At 72.2% G+C, this 22014-nt stretch carries 17 protein-coding genes and 1 tRNA gene; 8 read left to right on the top strand and 10 right to left on the bottom strand.

Annotated elements, in window-relative coordinates:
• Positions 1-317: 317 nt before the first annotated feature.
• The 3 genes from ACGFMK_RS11165 to ACGFMK_RS11155 form a co-directional block, all read right to left on the bottom strand.
• Positions 318-2951, bottom strand: a complete 2634-nt coding sequence (locus tag ACGFMK_RS11165; RefSeq protein WP_392760597.1) for a hypothetical protein — start codon at positions 2949-2951, stop codon at positions 318-320.
• A 16-nt stretch (positions 2952-2967) separates the two neighbouring features.
• Positions 2968-4644 carry an energy-dependent translational throttle protein EttA gene (ettA, locus tag ACGFMK_RS11160; protein WP_392760594.1) on the bottom strand — a complete coding sequence of 559 codons (1677 nt, stop codon included), beginning with the start codon at positions 4642-4644 and terminating at the stop codon, positions 2968-2970.
• A gap of 149 nt (positions 4645-4793) precedes the next feature.
• On the bottom strand, positions 4794-6812 hold the full coding sequence (locus ACGFMK_RS11155) for a cytochrome c oxidase assembly protein (RefSeq protein WP_392760591.1): 2019 nt from the start codon (positions 6810-6812) through the stop codon (positions 4794-4796).
• Between the two features lie 57 nt (positions 6813-6869).
• On the opposite strand from ACGFMK_RS11155, the gene ACGFMK_RS11150 reads away from it, so the two are divergent.
• A complete protein-coding gene (locus tag ACGFMK_RS11150; protein WP_392760588.1) occupies positions 6870-7508 on the top strand; it encodes a histidine phosphatase family protein in 639 nt (212 codons plus the stop codon).
• Here the strand turns inward: ACGFMK_RS11150 and ACGFMK_RS11145 are convergent.
• The gene (locus tag ACGFMK_RS11145; protein ID WP_392760585.1) at positions 7482-8672 is read right to left on the bottom strand and encodes a sensor histidine kinase; all 1191 of its coding nucleotides are present in this window, start codon (positions 8670-8672) and stop codon (positions 7482-7484) included. The two genes, ACGFMK_RS11150 and ACGFMK_RS11145, sit on opposite strands and share 27 nt — an antisense overlap.
• A gap of 176 nt (positions 8673-8848) precedes the next feature.
• Positions 8849-10024 (bottom strand): MFS transporter, encoded by a 1176-nt coding sequence (locus ACGFMK_RS11140; protein WP_392760582.1) that lies wholly within the window; start codon positions 10022-10024, stop codon positions 8849-8851.
• A gap of 73 nt (positions 10025-10097) precedes the next feature.
• On the opposite strand from ACGFMK_RS11140, the gene ACGFMK_RS11135 reads away from it, so the two are divergent.
• The 4 genes from ACGFMK_RS11135 (at position 10098) to ACGFMK_RS11120 (ending at position 13130) form a co-directional block, all read left to right on the top strand.
• The gene (locus ACGFMK_RS11135; RefSeq protein ID WP_392760579.1) at positions 10098-11345 is read left to right on the top strand and encodes a LacI family DNA-binding transcriptional regulator; all 1248 of its coding nucleotides are present in this window, start codon (positions 10098-10100) and stop codon (positions 11343-11345) included.
• 176 nt (positions 11346-11521) lie between these two features.
• Positions 11522-11905, top strand: a complete 384-nt coding sequence (locus ACGFMK_RS11130) for a peptidase inhibitor family I36 protein (RefSeq protein WP_392760577.1) — start codon at positions 11522-11524, stop codon at positions 11903-11905.
• A gap of 642 nt (positions 11906-12547) precedes the next feature.
• A tRNA-Arg gene (locus ACGFMK_RS11125) sits at positions 12548-12624 on the top strand.
• Between the two features lie 296 nt (positions 12625-12920).
• Positions 12921-13130 carry a hypothetical protein gene (locus tag ACGFMK_RS11120; RefSeq protein WP_392760574.1) on the top strand — a complete coding sequence of 70 codons (210 nt, stop codon included), beginning with the start codon at positions 12921-12923 and terminating at the stop codon, positions 13128-13130.
• Between the two features lie 63 nt (positions 13131-13193).
• Here ACGFMK_RS11120 and ACGFMK_RS11115 read toward each other — a convergent pair whose 3' ends face one another.
• Together ACGFMK_RS11115 and ACGFMK_RS11110 are read right to left on the bottom strand one after the other, a co-directional pair.
• Positions 13194-14225: an NAD-dependent epimerase/dehydratase family protein gene (locus ACGFMK_RS11115; RefSeq protein WP_392760571.1), complete on the bottom strand. Its 1032-nt coding sequence runs from the start codon at positions 14223-14225 to the stop codon at positions 13194-13196.
• Positions 14226-14345: 120 nt separating this feature from the next.
• The gene (locus tag ACGFMK_RS11110) at positions 14346-15524 is read right to left on the bottom strand and encodes an acyl-CoA dehydrogenase (RefSeq protein ID WP_392760568.1); all 1179 of its coding nucleotides are present in this window, start codon (positions 15522-15524) and stop codon (positions 14346-14348) included.
• 212 nt (positions 15525-15736) lie between these two features.
• Here ACGFMK_RS11110 and ACGFMK_RS11105 point away from each other — a divergent pair, with 212 nt between their 5' ends.
• The 3 genes from ACGFMK_RS11105 to ACGFMK_RS11095 are packed head-to-tail and all read left to right on the top strand — an operon-like array spanning position 15737 to position 19968.
• On the top strand, positions 15737-16984 hold the full coding sequence (locus tag ACGFMK_RS11105) for an acyl-CoA dehydrogenase family protein (RefSeq protein ID WP_392760566.1): 1248 nt from the start codon (positions 15737-15739) through the stop codon (positions 16982-16984).
• Complete coding sequence (locus ACGFMK_RS11100; RefSeq protein WP_392760564.1) at positions 16981-18537, top strand: 4-hydroxyphenylacetate 3-hydroxylase family protein; 1557 nt, start codon at positions 16981-16983, stop codon at positions 18535-18537. Before ACGFMK_RS11105 ends, ACGFMK_RS11100 begins: the two co-directional genes overlap by 4 nt.
• A gap of 57 nt (positions 18538-18594) precedes the next feature.
• Positions 18595-19968: a condensation domain-containing protein gene (locus ACGFMK_RS11095; protein ID WP_392760562.1), complete on the top strand. Its 1374-nt coding sequence runs from the start codon at positions 18595-18597 to the stop codon at positions 19966-19968.
• A gap of 61 nt (positions 19969-20029) precedes the next feature.
• Here ACGFMK_RS11095 and ACGFMK_RS11090 read toward each other — a convergent pair whose 3' ends face one another.
• From ACGFMK_RS11090 to ACGFMK_RS11080, 3 genes are all read right to left on the bottom strand, one after another.
• A complete protein-coding gene (locus tag ACGFMK_RS11090; protein ID WP_392760560.1) occupies positions 20030-21373 on the bottom strand; it encodes an ABC transporter substrate-binding protein in 1344 nt (447 codons plus the stop codon).
• A 38-nt stretch (positions 21374-21411) separates the two neighbouring features.
• Positions 21412-21636: an MbtH family protein gene (locus tag ACGFMK_RS11085; protein WP_392760557.1), complete on the bottom strand. Its 225-nt coding sequence runs from the start codon at positions 21634-21636 to the stop codon at positions 21412-21414.
• Between the two features lie 18 nt (positions 21637-21654).
• Positions 21655-22014, bottom strand: a 360-nt coding sequence (locus ACGFMK_RS11080; RefSeq protein ID WP_392760554.1) for a phosphopantetheine-binding protein, incomplete at its 5' end; no start/stop codon positions are given.

Below are 22014 nucleotides of genomic sequence, written 5' to 3'. Positions count from 1 at the left end.
CCCTTATGGGCCTGCGGATTCCCGTGATCGGTAAAGCTACCGGCGGGTTGTGTTCCGGGCCTCCGTGCGGCGCTGACCAGCCCAACGCGGCGGCCGTCACCCGGGGCAAGGGCTACGTGATCGGTTCAGCTGACCCCGCCGGAGAGGGGCACCGCGCCGTTCGGCGAGCGGTGACGGCCGGTCACCGACAGCGAAGTGCGACGCATCCCACTTCTCCGGCGGCGTGGCAGATGGGCGACGAAACCGGGCGTCTCACCGACTGAACGGCGTACCGCGTAACCGATTTGCCGGATCCGCCCGGCTCGCGGCGTACCGGGTCAGTCCGACGAGCCGTGGCGGCGGGAGTCCGCGACCTCGGCGCCGTGGCCGTTGCGGCCGTGCCCGTTGCGGCGGCTGCCGTTGTCCTGCGACCCCAGCTGCTTGACGAGCGCGGCGGCGCTGGCCGTGCCCGCCTGGTGCTCGGCGAGCGCGCGGGCCAGCAGGTCGGCGAGACCGGCGTCCGGCGGTGGTTCGTCTTCGGAGATGGCGCGCGCGTAGCTCTCCGGGAACGGTGCCGTCGCGGGCGTCCAGTTCCCGAAGTCCTCCATCGGCTCCAGCGACGGCGGCATCCGCAGCCGCGGCAGCCACGGCTCGGCGTCGTCGCTGTAGTCCTCGGGACGCGGCGCCGGCGCGAGTTCCTCCTTGGGCCGCGCGGGGGGCGGTTCCTCGCGCGGGCTGTCGGCGTCCTCGGCCCGGCGGCGGCCGCGGCCACCACCGCCGCTACCCGACGCGGAGATCCCGAGCCGGTCCAGCACCGACTGGGAGCCGTGCTCGGAGTCGTGCCGCGTCGACGGCTGCGGTTCGCGACGCACGGGTTCCCGCTCGGCCGCCGGCTCGGGGGCCAGCGGCAGCGCCGGGGTGATGCGGGTGGGCGCCGACTCGCGCTCGGCGGCGGTCTCCCGCAGCCGGGCCTCCGCGACGGCGGCCCAGGAGAACTTGGTCTTCCCGTTCCCGTCGGGCTCGACGCGGCGTTCCGCCGGGGTCTCGTCCGGCTCCGGCCGGAAGTCGGGCTCGGGACGGCGTTCGGCGCGGACCTCGACCGGCTCCGGCCGGGGTTCGAGACCGGTCCGCCGCCACGGCGGATCCGCGGGGTCGGGCCGGCGTTCCGGCGTCGACCGGACCTCGATGGGGTCCAGCCGCGGCTCCGGCGCGGCCCGCCGTCCGGGCCGGGCTTCGGCCGGCGGCTGCGACCGCACTTCGACGGGCTCGGGTCGCTCGGACCGCGCCTCGGCGGGCTCCTGGCGACGTCCAGGCGCCGCCAACCGCTCGGACCGCGCCTCGATGGACTCGGGACGGTACTCGGGCTCGGCAGGCCGCTCGGATCGCCCGTCGACCGGCTCCGAGCGGTGGCCGCGCGCCGCGGGTTGTTCAGAGCGCACCGCGGCGGGCCGGACCTCGACGGGCTCCGGCCGGAACCCGGGCTCCGCGGGCCGGTCGGACCGCACCTCGATGGGCTCCGGGCGGGCCGGGGCCGGCTCGGGACGCCGTTCGACGGCCACCGGCTCCGGGCGCACCCGGGGGTCCGGTCGCCGGGCCGGGGGCGGCGCGGGTTCGTCGCGCACCGCCGGGATCAGCGAGGTCTCGGCGGCGTCGGCGGTCACGCGGGGCTGCTCGAACGACCACGCGGGCGCCGGTGCCTGCTCTTCGCGGTTCCCGAACGACCACGCCGGCGCCGCGGGACGGGGCGGTTCGGGCTGCGGGGCGACGGGCGCGACCGGGGCGGGCTCGGCCGCGACGACCGGGACCGGCCGTGACGGCACCGCCTTGAGCACCTCGTCGAGGTCGATCGAGGCCGGCTCGCCGGTCCCGAACTCGCCGGCCAGCACGTTGCACGCCTGCCGGCGGGCTCGCGCGTGCAGCTGCTCGGCCGCGCGCGAGCGGTACAGGCAGGCGATGGCTTCTTCGGCCTGGCCGAAGCGTTCGTGCAGCTGCGCCAGCTCCAGCCACAGCCGCGCGGTGACGGCGGACAGGCCGTGCCGGTCGGTGCTCGCGACGGCTTCGCGGACCATCTCGATGGCGGCTTCGCCGGAGCCCGACGGCAGGTGGATCCGGGTCGCGACGGCCAGCCGCAGCCAGCTCGCGGGCGCGATGCCCGCCGCGCGGACCGGCTCGGCCAGCATCGGTTCGGCGATCTCGTACGCCATGTCGCTGTCACCGCGGTCGAGCAGCGTGCTGACCAGCAGCAGAACCAGGCGGATCCGGACGAGGCCGCCGTCGTCGGCCGGGTTGTCGAGCTTCTCCAGGAAGCCGAGCCCGGTGCGGGCGGCGTCGGCCGCCGCGGTCAGGTCGCCGTGGCGGCGCCGGTGGGCGGCCGTGCCGACCCGCAGCAGCGCGCGCACCAGCAGCTGGGTGTCGGCGCCCAGCGAGTCGTCGCCCAGCACGAGCTTGTCGGCCTCGACGAGCACCCGGTCCAGCTCGGACTTCCGCCCGATCTGCGCGAGACAGCCGACCAGGTGCGTCAGCGCCGAAGCGCGGTGCACCGGGGAAACGACGGGGTCGGTGAGCACCGGGCGCAGCGCGGCCAGCCCGGTCAGCGGCACGCCCAGGCTGCGGGCGCACACGGCGAGGTCGATGCGCAGCCGGGCGGCGATGTCGCCGTAGCCGGCGTGCTCGGCCGCGCGCAGGGCCGCGACCGCGCGGCCGACGGTGGCCGGCCGGTCGCCGAGCCGGACGCGCGCGGACACGACCAGGCTTTCGGCCCGGATCCACTGCTCGTCGGCCCCGGCGGCCTCGGACAGCGCGGCCGCGCGCTCGCCGAGTACCAGTGCGAGTTCGGGCGCGCGCAGGTACAGCGCGTCCGCCCGCTCGATGAGCCGCCCGACGGCGGAGAGGGTTCCCCCGGCATTGGCGGAGCGCCCGCTCTCGGTGGTGTTCGAGAGCGGGCCCGTCCGGTGCTGCTTGCTGGCCTCCACGGGGAAACCCGCCCCCTCAGTCGCGGGTCAGCTTGCGGTGGGTGACACGGTGCGGGCGGGCCGCCTCGGCGCCCAGCCGCTCCACCTTGTTCTTCTCGTACCCTTCGAAGTTGCCCTCGAACCAGAACCACTGCGAGGGGTTCTCGTCGGTGCCTTCCCAGGCCAGGATGTGCGTCGCGACCCGGTCGAGGAACCACCGGTCGTGGGAGATCACGACGGCGCAGCCGGGGAACTGCTCCAGCGCGTTCTCCAGCGAACCCAGGGTCTCGACGTCCAGGTCGTTCGTCGGCTCGTCGAGCAGGATCAGGTTCCCGCCCTGCTTGAGCGTCAGCGCCAGGTTGAGCCGGTTGCGCTCACCACCGGAGAGCACGCCCGCCGGCTTCTGCTGGTCCGGGCCCTTGAAGCCGAACGCGGAGACGTACGCCCGCGACGGCATTTCGGTCTGGCCGACGTGGATGTAGTCCAGCTCGTCGGAGACGACCTGCCAGACGGTCTTCTTCGGGTCGATCCCGCCCCGGTTCTGGTCCACATAGGACAGTTTGACCGTCTCGCCGATCTTGACCACGCCGTCGTCCGGCTCCTCGAGCCCGACGATGGTCTTGAACAGCGTGGTCTTGCCGACGCCGTTCGGGCCGATCACGCCGACGATGCCGTTGCGCGGCAGGTCGAACGACAGGCCGTCGATGAGGACGCGGTCGTCGAAGCCCTTCTTGAGCTTCTCGACCTCGACCACGACGTTGCCCAGCCGCGGGCCCGGCGGGATCTGGATCTCTTCGAAGTCGAGCTTGCGGTGCTTGTCCGCCTCCGCCGCCATCTCCTCGTAGCGGTCGAGCCGCGACCGGGACTTCGTCTGGCGCGCCTTGGCGTTGGACCGCACCCACTCGAGCTCGGACTTCAGCCGCTTCGCGAGCTTCATGTCCTTCTTGCCCTGGACCTCGAGGCGCTCGCGCTTCTTCTCCAGGTACGTCGAGTAGTTGCCCTCGTAGCCGACGACGCGGCCGCGGTCGATCTCCATGATCCACTCGGCCACGTTGTCCAGGAAGTACCGGTCGTGGGTGACGGCGAGGACGGCGCCGGCGTAGCGGGAGAGGAACTGCTCCAGCCACAGGACACTCTCGGCGTCCAGGTGGTTGGTGGGCTCGTCGAGCAGCAGCAGGTCGGGCGCGGACAGCAGCAGCTTGCACAGCGCGACGCGGCGGCGCTCGCCACCGGACAGGTGCGTGACGCCCTCCTCGGGCGGCGGGCAGCGCAGCGCGTCCATCGCCTGCTCGACGGTCGAGTCGAGCTCCCAGGCGTCGGCGTGGTCCAGCTCCTCCTGGAGCTGGCCCATCTCCTCCATCAGGGCGTCGCTGTAGTCGGTCGCCATCAGCTCGGCGATCTCGTTGTAGCGGTCCAGCTTGGTCTTGATCTCGCCGAGGCCCTCCTCGACGTTCCCCCGGACCGTCTTCTCCTCGTTGAGCTCCGGCTCCTGCATGAGGATGCCCACGCTCGCACCGGGCTGGAGGAACGCCTCGCCGTTGCTGGCCTGCTCGATCCCCGCCATGATCTTGAGAACGGTGGACTTACCGGCACCGTTCGGCCCCACCACACCGATCTTGGCGCCGGGGTAGAACGCGGTGCTGACGTCGTCGAGGATGACCTTGTCCCCGACGGTCTTGCGCACCTTCTTCATGGTGTAGATGAACTCGGCCATAAGCACGATCGTAGAGCGCACCTGATCGCGACCTGACGCCGGTCACCGTCGGGCTACCGAAAGTCAGCCGCGGATCACCGGAACGGCCTCTTCGCGCGGCACCGGGCGCGGGCGCCGGGCCCACTCTCAAGCTCAACCGGAAGTCGAGACTATTCGGCGCGCTTCCCGTCGGCCATGTTCTTCAGCATCGCGTTGTAGGCGTTCAGCTCCTCGTCGCCGGTGCGGTCTTCGCGCCGGTCACGCCGCTTCGCCTCCCGCTCGTCCTGGCGCGCCCACTGCACCAGCAGCGCGATCAGCACCAGCAGCACCGGGATCTCGCCCGCCGCCCACGCGATGCCGCCGCCGAGCCGCTGGTCGGTCAGCAGGTCGGTGACCCACGGCAGGTGCAGCTGGCGGTAGAACGCCTGCCCGATCACGGTCTGCCTGCTCATCAGGATCACGCCGAAGAACGCGTGGAACGGCATGGCGGCGAACATCATCCCGAGCCGGGCGAGGTACGGGATCCGCCGCGGCGCCGGGTCGACGCCGATCACCGGCCAGTAGAAGACGTAGCCGGCGAGCAGGAAGTGCGCGTTCATCACCAGGTGCGCCCAGTGGTAGTTCAACGCGTTGTCGAACAGCCCGGAGAAGTACAGCGCGTAGAACGAGCCGACGAACAGCGCCAGCGCGACCACCGGGTGGGTCAGGAACCGCGACACCGGTGAGTGCACGAACGCGAGGATCCACTCGCGCGGCCCCGGCGGGTCGTCCTTGCCCGCGGCGGGCAGCGCGCGCAGCGCGAGCGTGACCGGGCCGCCGAGCACGAGCAGCACCGGCGTCACCATCGACAGCAGCATGTGACTGCCCATGTGGACGCTGAACATGGCCGGCGAGTACCGGCCGATGCCCGAGGACGTCGCGATCAGCAGCACGACGCAGCCGGCGATCCAGGCCACGGTGCGACCGACCGGCCAGGTGTCGCCGCGGCGCAGCAGCCGGCGGACGCCGGCCAGGTACAGCCCGCCGACCACCAGCGCGAGCGTGCCGTAGACCAGGTCGAAGCGGGTGTCGAAGAGCAGCCGCCACAACGTCGGCTCGCCGTCGAGGTTGTAGCCGATCAGCAGCTCGGTCGTGGACGGCTGGGTGATCGCGTCCGCCGGTGGCGGTGTCCTGGCCAGCCCGCTGGCGATGCCGATCGTGACGAACATGATCAGGATCTCGACGGCGGCCAGGCGCATCAGCTGCCCGCCGCCCTTGCCGTCGACGAGGTCCGCGACGCCCTTGCGGCGCTGCTGGTGACCGAAGACGCCGAGCAGCAGCAGCGCGACCGTCTTGGCGACGACCAGGAGGCCGTAGTCGGTGGTGAACAGGTCGTCGAGGCTGATCCGGACCAGCGCGTTGACCACGCCGGAGATCGCCATCACGATCCAGCAGACCAGCGCCAGCCGCGAGAACCGCCGCGCGGCCAGGCTCAGATGCGCCCCGCGCCGGTACCCCAGCGCCAGCAGGGCGATCAGCCCGCCGACCCACAGCGACGCGGCGACGAGGTGGAACAGCAGGCTGTTGGTGGCGACGTCGTGCGAGCCGCCGCTGGCCGAGTGCCCCGTGACGGCGACCGGGACCAGCCCGCCGACGGCCAGGAAGAACAGCACCGCCGTCCAGCCCCAGGACAGCGCGAGCCGGCAGCCGAGCGCGACCAGCACGGCGATCAGCGCCGTCCACAGCCACGCCTTGGGCTGCTCGATGGCGCCCACGAGGTCGAGCAGCGTCTGCGGGTCCAGGACGTCGCCGAACGGCTTGCCCGCGGTGTCCGCGGCGGTGAAGGCGACCGAGAGCAGCGCCGCGGCGAACCACACCCAGGCGGCGATCCCGGCGGCGCGCAGCGCGCCGTACCCCTCGGGGCCGAGCGTGCCGGACTTCTGCGGCGGCACCAGGAACGCCGCCAGCAGCAGCGAGCCGACGCAGATCACGGAGGCGGCCTCGGACAGCACGCGCACGACCGTGATGCCGTACTTCGTGACCAGGCCGGGGTCGGGCAGGCCCGCGATGACGTAGCCGGCGCCGCCGGTCAGCGCGATCAGCCCGACGGCGACGACCGCCGCCAGCAGCACGCCGACGGCGAGCAGGGGCAGCACACTGGCCCGGCGCCGCGCGGGCGCGCCGGATTTCGTCACGGGCTCGCTGGACACGTCCCAGAGGGTATGCCCAGCCGCGGTAACACCCGCGTGACGGGCAGGATGGAGTGCGTGAAGATGATCCTGCTGCGGCACGCCGAGTCCCTCGGCAACGTCGACGAGCTCGCCTACACGCGGATCCCCGACCACGCCCTGCCGCTGACCGACGCGGGCCGGAAGCAGGCCGTCGCGGTGGCACCGGAGATCGTCCGGCTGCTCGACGGCGCGCGTCCCGCCGTGTACGTCAGCCCGTACCTGCGCACGCGGGAGACGTTGCGGCTGCTGGACATCCGGGCCTCGTGCGCACGGCTGCTGCAGGAGCCGCGGCTGCGCGAGCAGGACTGGGGCAACCTCCAGGACCCGGCCGACCAGGAGATCCAGAAGGCGCGGCGCAACGAGTTCGGGCACTTCTTCTACCGGCTGCCCTTCGGCGAGTCCGGCGCCGACGTCGACGACCGCGTCGCGGGCTTCCTCTCGGACCTGAAACGGCGCGACGAACATCACCCGGAGACGGTGCTGATCGTCTCGCACGGCCTCACGCTGCGGCTGCTGTGCCGCCGGTTGTTCGGGTGGAGCGTCGAACTCTTCGAATCGCTGTCCAATCCGGGGACCTGCGAATACCGCGTCCTGGAGGAGCACGACGGGAAGTGGACGCTGGACCGCCCGTTCCACCAGTGGCGGGACTCACCCGACGGGGAAACGCAGCTCTAGCGGGGCGCTCAGCACCACACGGGTGCCCTGGCCGGGCGCCGAGTCGATCCGGGCGGCGCCGCCGATGTCGGCCAGCCGGGCGTGGATCGAGTTCTCGATGCCGAACCCGGCGCGGCGGGCGCCGAGGTCGAAGCCCGTCCCGTGGTCGCGCACCGACACCGTGACGACGCCTTCGGTCTCTTCGAGGCATAACACCGCGCGAGGCGTCTTCGCGTGCTTCAACGTGTTTCGCAGGGCTTCGCGGGCGGCGTCGTGAAGGGCGTTGACGACGCCTTCGGGGACATCGGTGACCTTCGCGAGCACCACGAGGTCGACGCGGAGGCCCTCCGCCGTCATCTCGACCGCCAGCGCGCCGAGCCGGTGTTCCAGGCCGCCCGGCTCGGCCGGCGCGTCACCTTCGAGGCTCAGCCGCAGGCGCAGGGCGTGCGCGCGGGCGGTGCGGCGGACCTGGTCGAGGCTGGCGCCCGGGTCGCGCAGGTCGCCGGGCGAAGGCAGGGCGAGCGCCTCCATCACCTGCAGCACGGTGTCGTGGACGTCGCGGCGGTGCCGCTCGCGTTCGGCGGCCCGGCCGCGCTGCTCGCCCAGCCCGAGCGCGAACCGCATCGACCCGGCGACCAGCACCACGATGGCCAGCGACGTCCCCGCGGCGGCGACCAGAGCGAGCAGGATCCAGGTCGCGGGCGCCGACGTGCCCGACAGCGCGGCCATCATGTACCGCAGGAGCACCGCCCCGGCGACCGCCGCCCCGCCGGCGAGCGCGCCGCGCAGGAGCGTCCAGATCATGACCGTGCCCATGATGGTCGGCCAGGTCAGCGCCAGCAGGTCGGCGAAGGCCGGGTGCGCCGCGAACAGCGCCGCGGCCAGGCTCGTGACGAGCGTGTACGTGGTGTCGGCGGCCAGCACCCGCCGGATGCCGGTGGTGCGGCGGAAGACCCAGGCGAGTTCGAGGAGGTTCGGCAGCACGTAGACCACCAGGCCGAACCACAGCACCGGCGTGGCGACCGTGTCCGCGGCCCACAGCGCCTGCAGGAACAGCGCCAGGCGGAACACGACCGGGACCAGCACGAGCCGCGGCACGGCGCCCTGGACCAGCGAAAGGCCGGGCGCGAACCGCCCGCTTCCGCCGGCGAGCGCCCCCGCGCCGCCGAGCAGTACAACCCTCACGACGTCCTCCCCGCGACCGAGGCCCCTACCTCGATCAGCCGACCTGAAATGAAAACGTCGCCGTATTCATCTCAGTTTAACGACGGGGTTCAGCTTGCCCCTCCCTTGACGAGCCTGTCAACGCCCGGACCGTGGCGGAAACCCGGTCGGCGGTACGGATTTCGTGCCGGGGACGGCTACCGGCCGACCATCGCGGCCGCTTCCTCCCGCCGTCGCGACCGTCGGGCGGCCAGCGCGGCGGGCAGGATCAGCGCGGCGACGAGCGCGACGAACACGAAGGCCACGCTGTAGTCCGTGACCTGCGCGATGCCGCCGATGACCGGCGGGCCGCCGAGGAACCCGGTGTAGGCGATGGCCGTGACGAAGCCGATCTCGCGCTCGCCGCCGGTGCCGTCGCCGCGCCTCCCGGCGTCCCCGGCGAGACTCAGGGCGAGCGGGAACGACGCGGCGAGGCCGGCCCCGGCGAGCGCGAACCCGAGGTAACCGACGGCGGCGACCGGGACGAGCGCCGTGGCGAGCAGGCCGACCGCGGCGAGCGAAGACCCCGCGACGAGGCAGCGCGTCGGGCCGAACCGGCGTTGCGCCCACGTCCCCGCGAGCCGGGACAGGGCCATGACCAGCTGGAACCCGGCGAACGCCAGCGCGGCGGCACCCTGGCCGACGCCGCGTTCGGCCGTCATGAGCAACGCGGACCAGTCGGAAGACGCGCCTTCGGCGATGGCCGAGCACAGCGCGACCGCGGCGAGCAGCCACAGCACCGGGCGGCGGATCGGCGCCCGGGCCGGTGCCGCTTCCACCACGTGCCCGGGACGGCTGCCGGGAACCGCGCGGACCACGACCAGCAGCACGAGGACGGCGACGATCGCGGCCACGGTCAGGTGACGCGCCGGGGACCAGCCGTGGCCGGCGGCGAGGCCCGCGGCCAGCGAACCGGCGAGCGCGCCGAAGCTGAACCCGGCGTGGAACACCGGCATGATCGCCTGGCCGGCCCGGCGTTCGACGGCCACGGCGGCGACGTTCATCGCGACGTCGAGCAGCCCGACACCGGCGCCGATCACGAGCAGCGCGCCGGCCAGCAGCGGCACGTTCGGCGCGAAGCCGATCAGCACCAGGGAGCCGGCGGCGAGCGTGGTGCTCCCGGCGACGACCGCCCGGGCGCCGGCCCGTTCGATGAGCCGGCCGGCGACCGACGCGGCGGCGAGCATGCCGACGCTGGCGCCGAGCAGCGCGAGGCCGAAGCCCCCTGGTGAGGCGTGCACGTGGGCGGACAGCGCGGGCGTGCGCGACGCCCAGGAACCCAGGGTCAGCCCGTTGAGCGCGAACACGGTGAACACCGCGACCCGTTCCCGCATCGGTCCCCCTTCCCTGTCTCAGCGTGACCGAAGCGCTTCGGAGAGTCCACCGGATTCCGGCTGGACAGCGCTGATGACCAGCACCCGGGGCGTCCGCCCCTGGGACGACGTCGCCGAGGCCGCCGGGGTCTCCCGGGCCACGGTGCCGAACGCCGACAACCGGCCCGGCCGGCTGTCGGCTCCGTTGCGGGAGCAGGTGCTGCGGGCGGCGAAGGAGCTGGGCTACGCGGGGCCAAACCCGACCGCGCGGAGCCTCGCGACCAGCCGGACCGGGGCGATCGCGGTGCTGCTGGACACGTCCCTGTCGACGGCGTTCTCGGACCCCGCGCTGTCGGTGACGCTGGACGCTCTGGCGCGTGCCGTCGACCCGGGCGGCCACGCCCTGCTGCTCCTGCCCGGCGGTGATCCCCGCAGCGGGCCGCCCGCCGAGCGCGTGCTGGCCGCGCAGGCCGACATCGCGGTGGCGTATTCGCCGGCCGACGGCACCCCGGCGCTGGACGCGGTGCGCGAACGCGGGCTGCCGCTGGTGGTGATCGACCAGCCACTGCTGCTGAACACGGCCCGGATCGGCTGCCAGGACCGCCTGGGCGCGCGGCACCTGCTCGAGCGGGGGCACCGTCGGTTCGGCATCTTCGCCGCGGCCAGCCGCGTCACGCCTGGTGAAGATCCTCTGACGGCTGCTCAGGGCGCGGCCGCGGGTTTTCGCGACACGCGGGAGCGGTTGGCGGGGTACCTGGAGGTGCTCGCGCCGGCCGCCGGTGTGGCCGGGTTGAGCGCCGAGGGCGGCGCGGCGGGCGGCGATGCGGCTGACTTGGGCGGCGGGCGTGGCGACGCGGCTGGTTCGAGCACGGCGGGCGTGGTGCGCGGCCACGCGGCTGACTTGACCACGGCGGGCGTAGCCGGCGGCGCGGCGTCCGGCGGGATCCGCCTGGCTGCACTGGCCGGCGCGGCTGATGTGGTCATCGAGGAAGCGGCCGGGTTGAGCGCCGGGAGCGCCATGGCCGGCGCGTTCGCGCTGCTCGGGCGGACCCCGCGCCCGACGGCGCTGCTGTGCAGGTCCGACCAGCTCGCGCTGGCCGCGATCGCCGTGGCGCGGCAGCGGGGGATCCGCGTGCCGGAGGAGCTGTCGGTGGTGGGCTTCGACGACACGTCCGTCGCCGGCTGGTCGGAGCCGCCGCTGACCACGGTGCGGCAGGACCTCACGGCCAAGGGCCGGATCGCCGGGGAGCTGGTGCTGCAACTACTGGTGGGTGCGCTCCCGGACTCCCGGGACGAGGTGCCCGTGGAACTGGTGGTGCGCGCCAGCACGGCTCGCGCCTAGCACCAGCACGCCCCGCGGACAAGGCCGTTCGCGGATCTGTGGACAACCATTCCCCGCCCCGGCAGTTGTCCACAGAATCGAAATTGCGGGCTGACAACTCCCCCGCCACCCGCCAATCTGGAATCACACATTCACCGCGGCCCGCGAAAGCCGCGACTTCCGGAGGGGAAACCACCATGTCCGCACGCCGTATCCGTGCCCGCCTGCCGCACCTGCTCGTCCTGGCCGTTTTCGGCCTGCTGACCAGCGCCGGAGCCGCCCAAGCCGCACCCGCGCAGGCGGCTCCGGCCTGCCAGAAGGGCGAATTCTGCCTGTGGTCGGCGGATGACTACGGCGGCGAGACGCAGCACTTCGACCTGCGAAACTCGAATCCCGGGGAGTGCATTCCGCTGCCCGAAGGATTCGACGGATCGTCGTTCGCGAATCGGATGAGCCGCGACGTCACGGTCTACCAGAGCGAGGAATGCGCGACCGAGGGAGATTTCATCACCTACCCGGGTGGTGGCACGTTCGTGCCGAAGGGCCCGTTCGTGGTCCGCGCGATCCAGATCTGGGAGTGACCCCCTGATCCGGGCCCGGCCGGCCCCCTGCTCCCAGGAACGAGCCGGCTCGCACGGCGGCGGCCGGGCCCGACCGGGGCCGCTCACCCCCGAAGCGGCCCCACCCCGTGGGCGCGCCTCTGCGGCGTGGCGCGCCCACGGGGCCACCACGACACGCGCAATCCGCGGTGACGCCTCGTGGACCTCGTGGCGCGGAAAGCCCGTCGTCCGGCCGCTCAGGCACCTGCCCGACGCCGTTCACGGGCCTCGCGACACGGCAGACCCGTCCGCGGGAATCCGCCACCTCAGCCGTGGCCGGGCCGCAGAACCACCCGGTCGACGGACCTTGATCAGCACCGATCCGCCCCGCCACCACCGAAAGGACCCGTGCATGCCCAGCCGGAGCCGCTCGCCCACCTCGTCACGGTGCCACTGACAGCGCCCGAGTGACCACCCACAGCACCGAAAGGTCTGCACCACCTCACCCGCGCGGGTTCACCCACCCGCGCCGCACCTGGGCGCAACGGCTTCGTGACCTGGCTTCGGAATTCCGTCGAACGAGACCTGAAACGATTCGCCGGTGTCGAACGATCGAGAGGGTGGCGACGACTAAGCTGCCGGTGCCGGGCGACCGGCATCGACCGGCAGCAGCCGTCGGCGCGGGCCCTCGTAGCTCAGCTGGATAGAGCAAGAGCCTTCTAATCTCTAGGTCGCAGGTTCGAGTCCTGCCGGGGGCGCCACCAGGGAAGACGCCGTGCGCGGGCTGCGCACGGCGCCACCCTGGCCAGCTGCTCGCAGCCGTCCCCGCGCGCCCAATGTGGACTCCGGGTGCCCGTTACCGCAAACCCGAGAAGAGCCCGGACGGCGGCTGGGGTCTGCGGCCGACCGGCCCAACCGGTGATTCCGAGTTCCCCTTGAGACAAGCTCGTTATCTTGTCGCGCCTGCGATCGCTCGGTCACGTCGAGCGACATCCCGAGGGCGCCCGCCCGCCGACACGCCGACCCGATCCGGCGATGCACCGTGAAGGACATCACGATGGAACACCACGAACCCGCACCACGGCACCGGCGCCGCCGGAGCAACGGCGCGGTCCGCGCCGCCCTGGCCGAGGCTCGCGCGGCCGGGCTGGTGCAGCGGCACCTGCTGAAGCTGCACCACCTCGCCGCGCAGTCGCGGAGGTGCCCCGGCGGCGCGCCGGCCGGGGCCGCCGGGCCGCCGGAGGCGGAAGAGCGGGAGGCGGCGTGACCGGAGTTCCTCAGTGGACGAACACCGCCGGGTGAACCCGACGCTCCACGATGGACCGTGCGGTCAGGCCGCGCGCAGGCCGGCGTCCGTCGCGGTCCCCACCGCGCGATCCGAGAGGAGTCCCTTGTCGTGCAACCAGCGAACCGTGTCGGCGAACGTCTCCGGCACCGGGCGGCTCGGGCGGCCGCTCGCCTTTTCGTCCACCTCCGCCGCGCACGCGCACGTGTAGATCGCGCCGTACTCGGCCGGGATGTGCCACGGCCAGGCCCGCTGCACGAGGCCCATGACCGCGCCGAGCGGCAGCATCGCCCGCGCGGGCAGGAAGACCGCCGGCAGGGCGCGGCCGGTGACCTCGCGCAGTGTCGCCACGAACTCGCGGGTGCTCAGGTGATGACCGGGGCCGAAATGGCGGTTGCCCGCCGGGCCCGCGCCGCCGATCAGGGCCGCGTGCAGGGCCGCGGTGTCGCGGACGTCGCCGATCGGGAGGCCACCCGAGGGCCACACCGGCATCAGGCCGCGCAACGTGTTGCGCAGGCGCGTGACCTGGTCGCCCAGCTTCGGGTCGTGCGGGCCGAGGAGGGCGGGCGGGTAGGTGATCGTCACCGGCATCCCGGCGGCCTGGTGCGAGCGGGCGAGGGTCTCGGCTTCGGCCTTCGCGGCGAGGTACGTCTCGCGGGGGCGGCCGACCGGCGAGCCCGGGCCGAGCACCCGGCCCGGGGCGGGCAGCAACGCGCCGAAGCTGGAGACGTACACGACCCGGCCGGTGCCGGTCCGGCGCGCGGCGTCCAGCACCCGGGCGGTGCCGGCGACGTTCGTGCGGGCCATCTCGCGGTGCGCGCGGCTGTCGAAGGAGTAGACCGAAGCCGCGTGCAGGATCGCGTCGGCGCCGCGCACCAGGCGATCCACACTGAACCGGTCGAGCACGTTCCCCGTGACGACGTCCACCGCGCCGGTGTCGACACCCAGCGGCGTGAGCGCACGCTCCACAGTGGACTCGTCGCGGACGAGCAGCCGGACGCGGTGGCCCGCCCGGAGCACCGCGGCGACCGAGTGCGCGCCGACGAACCCGGTGCCACCGGTGACACTGACCAACATCGATCCTCCAGGTACGGGAAAGGGGCCGCTGCCCGTGGCACGGACAACGGCCCCTCGTCTCCGCTCACGGGTCAGGCCGCCTCGGGCGGCGTTCTGGTCGTAGCGCGGGGTGTTCCGGGACTAGATGTAGAGCGTGTTGGGCTCAAGACCGCACAGGACCCGGCCGTAGAGCTCGAAGTTCGTGTTCGGGTGCATCAGCGCGTGCTGGTTGACCGCCTGGATGTCCCGGTTGATGCGCTGGATCGGGATCCCGTTGTAGATCGAGGTGCCGCCGCTGGCGGACGCGAGGATGTCGATCGCGTCCTTGGCGAGCCGGATGACGGCGCCGACGTCGGCGCGGGTCTGGGCGCGCTCCTCGAGCTTCCACTCGGTGCCCTCTTCGCACTTGCGGTCCACCAGGTTCGACGCGCGCCAGGCGTGGAACTCGGCTTCGTCGATCTTCATCGCCGCCTCGGCCACCTGGAAGTGGGTGATCGGCGCTTCGCGCTGGCTTTCGTAGTTCGTGTAGGTGATCTTGCGGCCGGGGAGGCGGTCCAGGAAGACGTCCTTGGCGCCCTTGGCCATGCCCACGATCGTGCCCGTCGACGACGCGGCGGCGACCGGCAACAGCGGCGCGCGGTAGATCGTGGAGTTCGCGTTGCGCTTGGACGCGGTCTGGCCCGACAGCACCACCGGCAGGGGCAGCACGCGCTCCTGCGGGATGAACAGCTCCTTCGCCACGGTGCTGACGCTGCCGGTGCCGCGCAGGCCCGTGGTGTCCCAGTCGTCGACGACGAGCAGGTCCGACAACGGCACCAGGGCCATCACCGGGTACGGCTCGCCGTCCGGCGGGATCAGGATCGCGATGATCTCCTGCCACTGCGCGTGGAGCGCGCCGCTGATGAAGCCCCACTTGCCGTTCACGACGATGCCGCCGTCGACCGGGGTGGCCATCGCGGACGGGCTCAGCGTGCCGCAGATCCGCGTGTCCGGGGTGGCGAAGACCTCTTCCTGCACCTCGTCCGGGAACTGGCACGCCATCCAGGTCGGGATCCAGTACACGGACGCGACCCAGGAGGTGGAGCCGCAGCCCTGGCCGAGCGCCGCGCCGACCTCGGTGAGCGTGCGGGTGTCCGCCTCGTACCCGCCGAAGTGCTTGGGGCGCCGCAACTTGAACACGCCGGCGTCCGTCAGGGCCTCGATCGCCTCGTCGTGCAGCCTGCGGTTCTGCGCGGCCCACGGCGCGTGCTTGCGCAGCAGCGGGATCAGGTCCGTCGCCTTGCGCACGAGTTCTTCGCGCGTCGGGATCGTGGTGGCCAAGATATCCTCCAAAGAGAAGGGGCGAAAAACGAACACCTAGTCGCGCAAGGCTGGGCCGGCGTCCACGGATATTCCGGTTCGATAGTGCCCCGCCCGGCCGGACGTCGCGTCTCCTGCCTTGCGATCGGCACTCCGCATTCCCAAGGATGTCAGCGCTCGGGCGCCGGTGTGATCCTCGAGGTCGAGCCACGTCGCCGAAGGGATGACAGGACATGACTGCCGCCAGGAGTCTGCCAGCAGACGGCCACCCGTCCCCGCCCGAACCCGGGCTGACGGCGGACGAGGTCGTGGCCCGCGCGGAGCGCATCGCCGCCGGCCTCGTCGACCGGCAACAGGAAACCGAAGAGCGCGGGTACTACGGCCTGGAGACGCACAACGAGCTCCTCAACGCGGGCCTCTACCGGCTGCTCGTGCCGCGGCGTTACGGCGGTTACGAGTTCGGCCTCGACACCTACCTGCGGGTCGTGATCGCGCTCGCCGCCGGATGTCCGTCCACCGCGTGGATGTACACCTTCGGCGCCTCACACGCCCACACGGCCGCCACGTTGTTCGGCGAGGCCGCGCAGGACGAGCTGTTCGCCGGGGGTGACTTCATCTGCCCGGCCACGGTCGGGCCGGTCGGGTTCGCCGAGCGGGCCGAGGACGGCGGCTGGATCGTCGACGGCGTCCACCGGTACAGCTCCGGCTCGCCGTACGCCACCCACTTCATCGGCCACACCCTCGTGGCCGGCGCGGAAGGCGAACCGCCCGCGCCGATGCTGTTCGTCGTGCCGCGTGCGCAGTGGGAACGGCTCGACGACTGGGGTGGGCAACTCGGTCTGAAGGGCAGCGGCTCGCACAGCGTCAAGATCGACAAGGCGCACATCCCCGCCCACTTCGCTTTGCCTGGCACGCACATGGGCGTGACGTCCGTCGTCGAGGGCACGCCCGGGTTCGAGCTGCACGGCACCACGCTCTACGGCGGCGGCGTGCTCAGCATGATCCAGTTCCAGGTCGGCGCGCTGGCGGTCGGTATGGCCACCGGTGCGCTCGAGGCCTACGGCCAGCTGCTGCTGGACCGCACGACGATCTACCCGCCGATCGTCCCGCGCGCCGCGGACCCGGACTTCCAGCTCCACTACGGCGAAGCCGCCGGGCGCATCGCCACCGCGCGCGCCGCTTTGACGGACGCGGTGCGGCAGTGGCACGAGACGGCCGACCGCGGCTCGGCGGCCTTCACCCGTGAGGTCGACCTGAGGCTGTCGTTGATCAGCAGCGAGGCCCTCCGGCTGGCCTGGAGCGCCGTGGCCGACCACCTGTTCCCGACCGCCGGGTCGAGCGCGGTGCGGACGGGCGAGCGCATCGAGCGGATCTGGCGCGACATGTCCACTTTGCACAGTCACGGCGGCGTGAGCGTCTTCCTGGCCAAGCTCGCCGGCCGCGAGCTGGCCGCCCAGGTCTTCGGCGTGGCGCACCCATGAGCGAGCCGACGGGCGAAACCACGCGGCCGCTGACCGGCGCCGAGTACATCGAAAGCCTGCGCGACGACCGGGAAATCTACCTCTACGGCGAGCGCGTCAAGGACGTCACCGAGCACCCGGCGTTCCGCAACCCGGTGCGGATGACCGCGCGGCTCTACGACGCGCTGCACGACCCCGAGCAGCGCGACGTGCTCACCACGGCGACCGACGCCGGCGGGCCCGGCGGGTACACCCACCGCTTCTACACCACCCCGCACAGCGCGGAGGACCTCGTCGCCGACCAGCAGGCGATCGCCGCGTGGGCGCGGATGAGCTACGGCTGGATGGGACGCAGCCCGGACTACAAGGCGTCGTTCCTCGGCACGCTCGGCGCGAACGCCGACTTCTACAGCCCGTTCGCGGCCAACGCGCGGCGCTGGTACAAGGAGTCGCAGGAGAAGGTCCTGTACTGGAACCACGCGATCGTGCACCCACCGGTGGACCGCGACCGGCCGCCGGACGAGGTCTCCGACGTGTTCGTCCACGTCGAGCGCGAGACCGACAACGGGCTGATCGTGTCCGGCGCCAAGGTCGTGGCGACCGGGTCCGCGCTGACGCACTACAACTTCATCGCCCACTACGGGCTGCCGATCAAGGACCGCAAGTTCGCCCTCGTCGCCACCGTGCCGATGGACGCGCGCGGGATGAAGCTGATCTGCCGCCAGTCCTACACGGCCGCGTCCGCGCTGACCGGCAGCCCGTTCGACTACCCGCTCTCCTCCCGCCTCGACGAGAACGACACGATCCTCGTGCTCGACAAGGTGCTCATCCCGTGGGAGAACGTCTTCATCTACGGCGACGTCGTGAAGGTCGGCATGTTCACCGGGCACTCCGGGTTCGTCGAGCGGTTCACCTTCCACGGCTGCACCCGGCTCGCGGTGAAGTTCGAGTTCCTCGCCGGCCTGCTGGCCAAAGCGCTCGAGATCACCGGGGTCAGTGACTTCCGTGGTGTGCAGTCCCGGCTGGGCGAGGTGCTCGCCTGGCGCAACCTGTTCTGGGGCCTGTCCGACGCGGCGGCGCGCAACCCGGTGCCCTGGCGCAACGGCTCGGTGCTGCCCAACCCGAACTACGGCATGGCCTACCGCTGGTTCTCCCAGCTCGGCTACGCGCGGATGCGCGAGATCGTCATGCAGGACGTCGCGAGCGGGCTGATCTACCTGAACTCCAGCGCGAAGGACTTCCAGAACCCGGACGTCCGGCCGTACCTCGACAAGTACCTGCGCGGCTCGCACGGCGTCGACTCCGTCGAGCGGGTGAAGGTCATGAAGCTCCTGTGGGACGCGGTCGGCACCGAGTTCGGCGGCCGGCACGACCTCTACGAGCGCAACTACGGCGGCAACCACGAGAACACCCGGCTGGAGCTGCTGTTCGGGCAGATGGGCGACGGGCAGCTCGACAGCCACAAGGAACTCGTCGACCGCTGCCTCGCCGAATACGACCTGGACGGCTGGCAGGTGCCCGACCTCGCTTCGTTCGGGCAGCTCGGCGCGATGGGCCGCGATCTCCTCAGCTGAGCACCTCTTCGACACCCACGTCGCCGGCAACGGGCGAGCCCGGAAGGAATGACCAGAATGAGCGGTTCGGAAACGGCGCCCCCCGGCGCCCCTTTGAGCACCAACCAGCAGTTCCTCCTGATGTTCGACAAGGGGCCGGACCAGGGCGTGTTCGGTCCACGGCACATCGTCGGCGGCGGCTGGCGGATCGAGGGCACCGTCGACACCGAGGCCCTGCGCGGGGCGCTGCACGACGTCGTCGTCCGGCACGAGGTGCTGCGCACGACGATCGGCCGGGACGCCGAACCGCCGTACCAGCTGGTGCACCCGCCCGAGACGCCGGTGCTCGAAGAACACGAGCTGACCGACCCCGGCCCGGGCGCCGCCCGCGACACCGTCGCGCACGAGTTCCTCAACCGGATCGAGGCCGGCCGGTGCCCGGCCGACGAGCAGCCCCTGATCCGGGCCGCGCTCGGCCGGTTCGACGACCAGGACTCCGTGCTGGTCGTGAACACCCACCACACGGTGAGCGACGGCTGGTCGATGCAGATCATCATCCGCGACCTGCTGCAGTTCTACGCGGCGCGCCGCGGCTTCGGCGAGCCGGAGCTGCCGGAGCTGGCGCAGTACGGCGAGTACGCGACGTGGCAGGAGGAGTACCTGGCCAGTGACGCCGTCGCCTCGGCGCGCGAGTACTGGGCGAACAACATCGGCGACGCCTCGTTCTCGGCGCTCCCGACCGACCGGACGCGCACCGACGCCACCGGCGTGTACTCGGTGCACCGGTTCCTGATCGACCGCGAGGTGACGACGGCGACGCACCTGGTCGCCAAGCAGCTGCGCAGCTCGCCGTTCATGGTCTGTTTCGCCGTGTTCACCCTGCTGGCGCACAAGATCACCGGGGCGACCGACCTGACGCTGCCGACCATCACGTCGGGCCGCAACAACCCAGCCTTCAACGAGACGGTCGGCCCGTTCTTCAACTTCCTGCCGCTGCGCACGGATCTCTCGGCCTGCAAGACGTTCCGCGAGCTGCTCACGAGCACGCGCAACACCTGCCTCGGGATGTACTCCCACGAGATCCCGTTCGGCGAGATCGTCGGCGTGGCGCCGTCGGTCATCGCCCCGTTCGCCGACCCGAGCTGCGCGGTGCAGGCGTTCGAGATCTTCCAGTTCCCGGTCGGCGCCGACGGCAACCCCGTCGGTGACCTCAAGGTTTCGCAGATGCGCCGCCGGCTGCTGCCCGAGGCGAACACCGCCGACATCCCCGACGGCGTGTTGTGGGCCCTCGACATCCACCCCGACGGCGAGATCATCGGCAGTATCCGCTTCAACAGCAACGACTTCGACGCGGCGACGCTGGAGAGCCTGGCCACCGACTACACCCGGCTGCTGCGCATCGCGGTCGCCGACGTCGACGCGCCACTCGAGACCGTGCTCGCCACGGAGTGACACGAAGAAAAAGGATCCCGCCCGGCGATCGCCGGGCGGGATCCTTTTGCTTACCGGGAGATCAGCCGGCCTGGAGCGCCTCCGGCGTCACCGGCGGGTAGGCGAGGCAGGCCTCGTTGTACCGGTCGAGCCGTGCCTGCGCCTGCTCGGTCGCCACCCGGAACCGGGCGGCCGGCTCCGCACCCGAGACCAGGACGTCGTGCATCGCCGAGGTCAGCTCGTCGTTGATCCCGCTGAGGTCGCCGAGCAGCGCGCCGGTCGCCGCCGGCGTCCGGTCCGACGAGAGGACCTGCTCCGCCGCGACGCGGAAGCCGGGCTCCCGATCCGCCCAGCCGTCCGCGACGACCTGCTCGTACGCCGGCTGCATCACCGGGAGCGAGCCGGCTTGCAGGCGCCGGAGGGCGTGGTCCGGGTTGAGCAGGTGCTGGGTGAAGGCGAGCGCCGCGTCTTCCTTCTCCTTCGGCAGGCCCGCCGCCACGAACATCGACTGGCCGCCGAGGCTCCGGCCGGCGTACGGAGCCGCCTCGTTGTGCGGTACCCCGCCCATCGCGAGCTCGAACCCGGCTTCGGCGGCCAGGTGCGTCAGGTACTGGGAGGTCGCCGACGACGTGATCACGAACGCGGTCTCCTGGTTCGTGAACGCCTCCATGGCCCCGAAGTAGTCACCCGGCTCGCCGGTGTACCGGTAGTGGCCGCGCTCGTGCAGGTCCTGCCACCACCGCGCGTAGGCGAGCATCTCGGGCGAGTCGAGGGTGACGCGGGTGGACCGGCCGCTCCGCCCGTTGTCCCCGTTGCTCAGCAACCGGCCCTGCGCGGCGAGCTCCATCTGGATGAGCCAGCCGTGGTTGGGCCAGGCGATGCCGTGCGCCGGTCCGCCGGGCAGGCCGGCGACCGCGGCGCACGCGGCCGTGAGCTCCCGCCACGTCGCCGGCAGCCGGTCGACCCCGGCCCGCCTCAGGATGTCCTGGTTGGCGAACAGGATGGCGGTCGACGCCATCGTCGGCATGGAGACCAGCTCGCCGCCCCTGCTGTAGTAGTCCCGCACGGCCGGCAGGATGTCGTCGACGACCACCGGCTCCCCGAGGATCTTGGTGCGGTCCCCGAGCAGGCGCTGGATCGGCACGAACAGCGGACCGCCGCCGGCCCCGCGCGTGTCGAGCGCCACCTGGGTCGCCGAAAAGTAGTACTCGGCGATGTCCGGCGGGTTCCCCTGCGCCACCGCCTCGGCGACCGCTCGCGGCAGGTCGGCGTAGCCGATCTCGCGGATCCGGATCCGGTGTCCCGGGTGCGCCCGGCCGAACGTCTCGGCGGCCGCCTTGACCGGGGCGTTGAAGTCCGGGATGGGATGGTCGGTGAGCCAGACGTCGATCGTTGTCGAGTCGGCCGGGTCGGCAGCGTTCGACACAACACCCTCCAATGCGAACAGGATTACCGGGAACGTCGTCAGCTCGGGCCGGCGTGCGCCGCGATGAACTCGGCGACGCCCCGCGGGCGCAGGTCCACCCAGTGCTCCCCGATGTAGGCCAGGCACTCCGCGCGGCGCCCCGGCCCGTGCACGGCCGTCCACCCGGCCGGGACGGGCGCGAAGGCCGGCCACAGCGAGTGCTGGTCCTCGCCGTTGCGCAGGACGGTGTAGTCGGCGTCCTGGTCCTCGAATGGGTTCGCCATCCGTTCCCCTCCTCCGCGTCAGGCCGCCGCGGCAGCGGCGCCGTCGATGTGCTCGGCCAGCTCGGCCACGGTCGGTTTGTCGAACAGCACGTTGATCAGCAGGTCGACGTCGAGGTCGGTCTTCATCCGGTTGAGCAGCCGCATCGCCTGCAGCGACTGGCCGCCGAGGTCGAAGAAGCTGTCGTCGATGCCGACCTGGGGTACCTCGAGCACCGAGCCGAAGATCGCGCACAGCGCTTCCTGCAGCGGCGTCTCCGGAGCCCGGTAGGCCGCGGCGGCCTCGAAGTCGGGCTCCGGCATCGCCTTGCGGTCCAGCTTCCCGTTCGGCGTCAGCGGGAGCGACTCCAGCTGGACGAACGCGGCCGGGATCATGTAGTC

Source organism: Amycolatopsis sp. NPDC049252 (assembly GCF_043197175.1).
Lineage (GTDB): Bacteria > Actinomycetota > Actinomycetes > Mycobacteriales > Pseudonocardiaceae > Amycolatopsis.
Note: the sequence above shows the minus strand (reverse complement) of the source record. Positions and strands in the feature narration are given on the sequence as shown.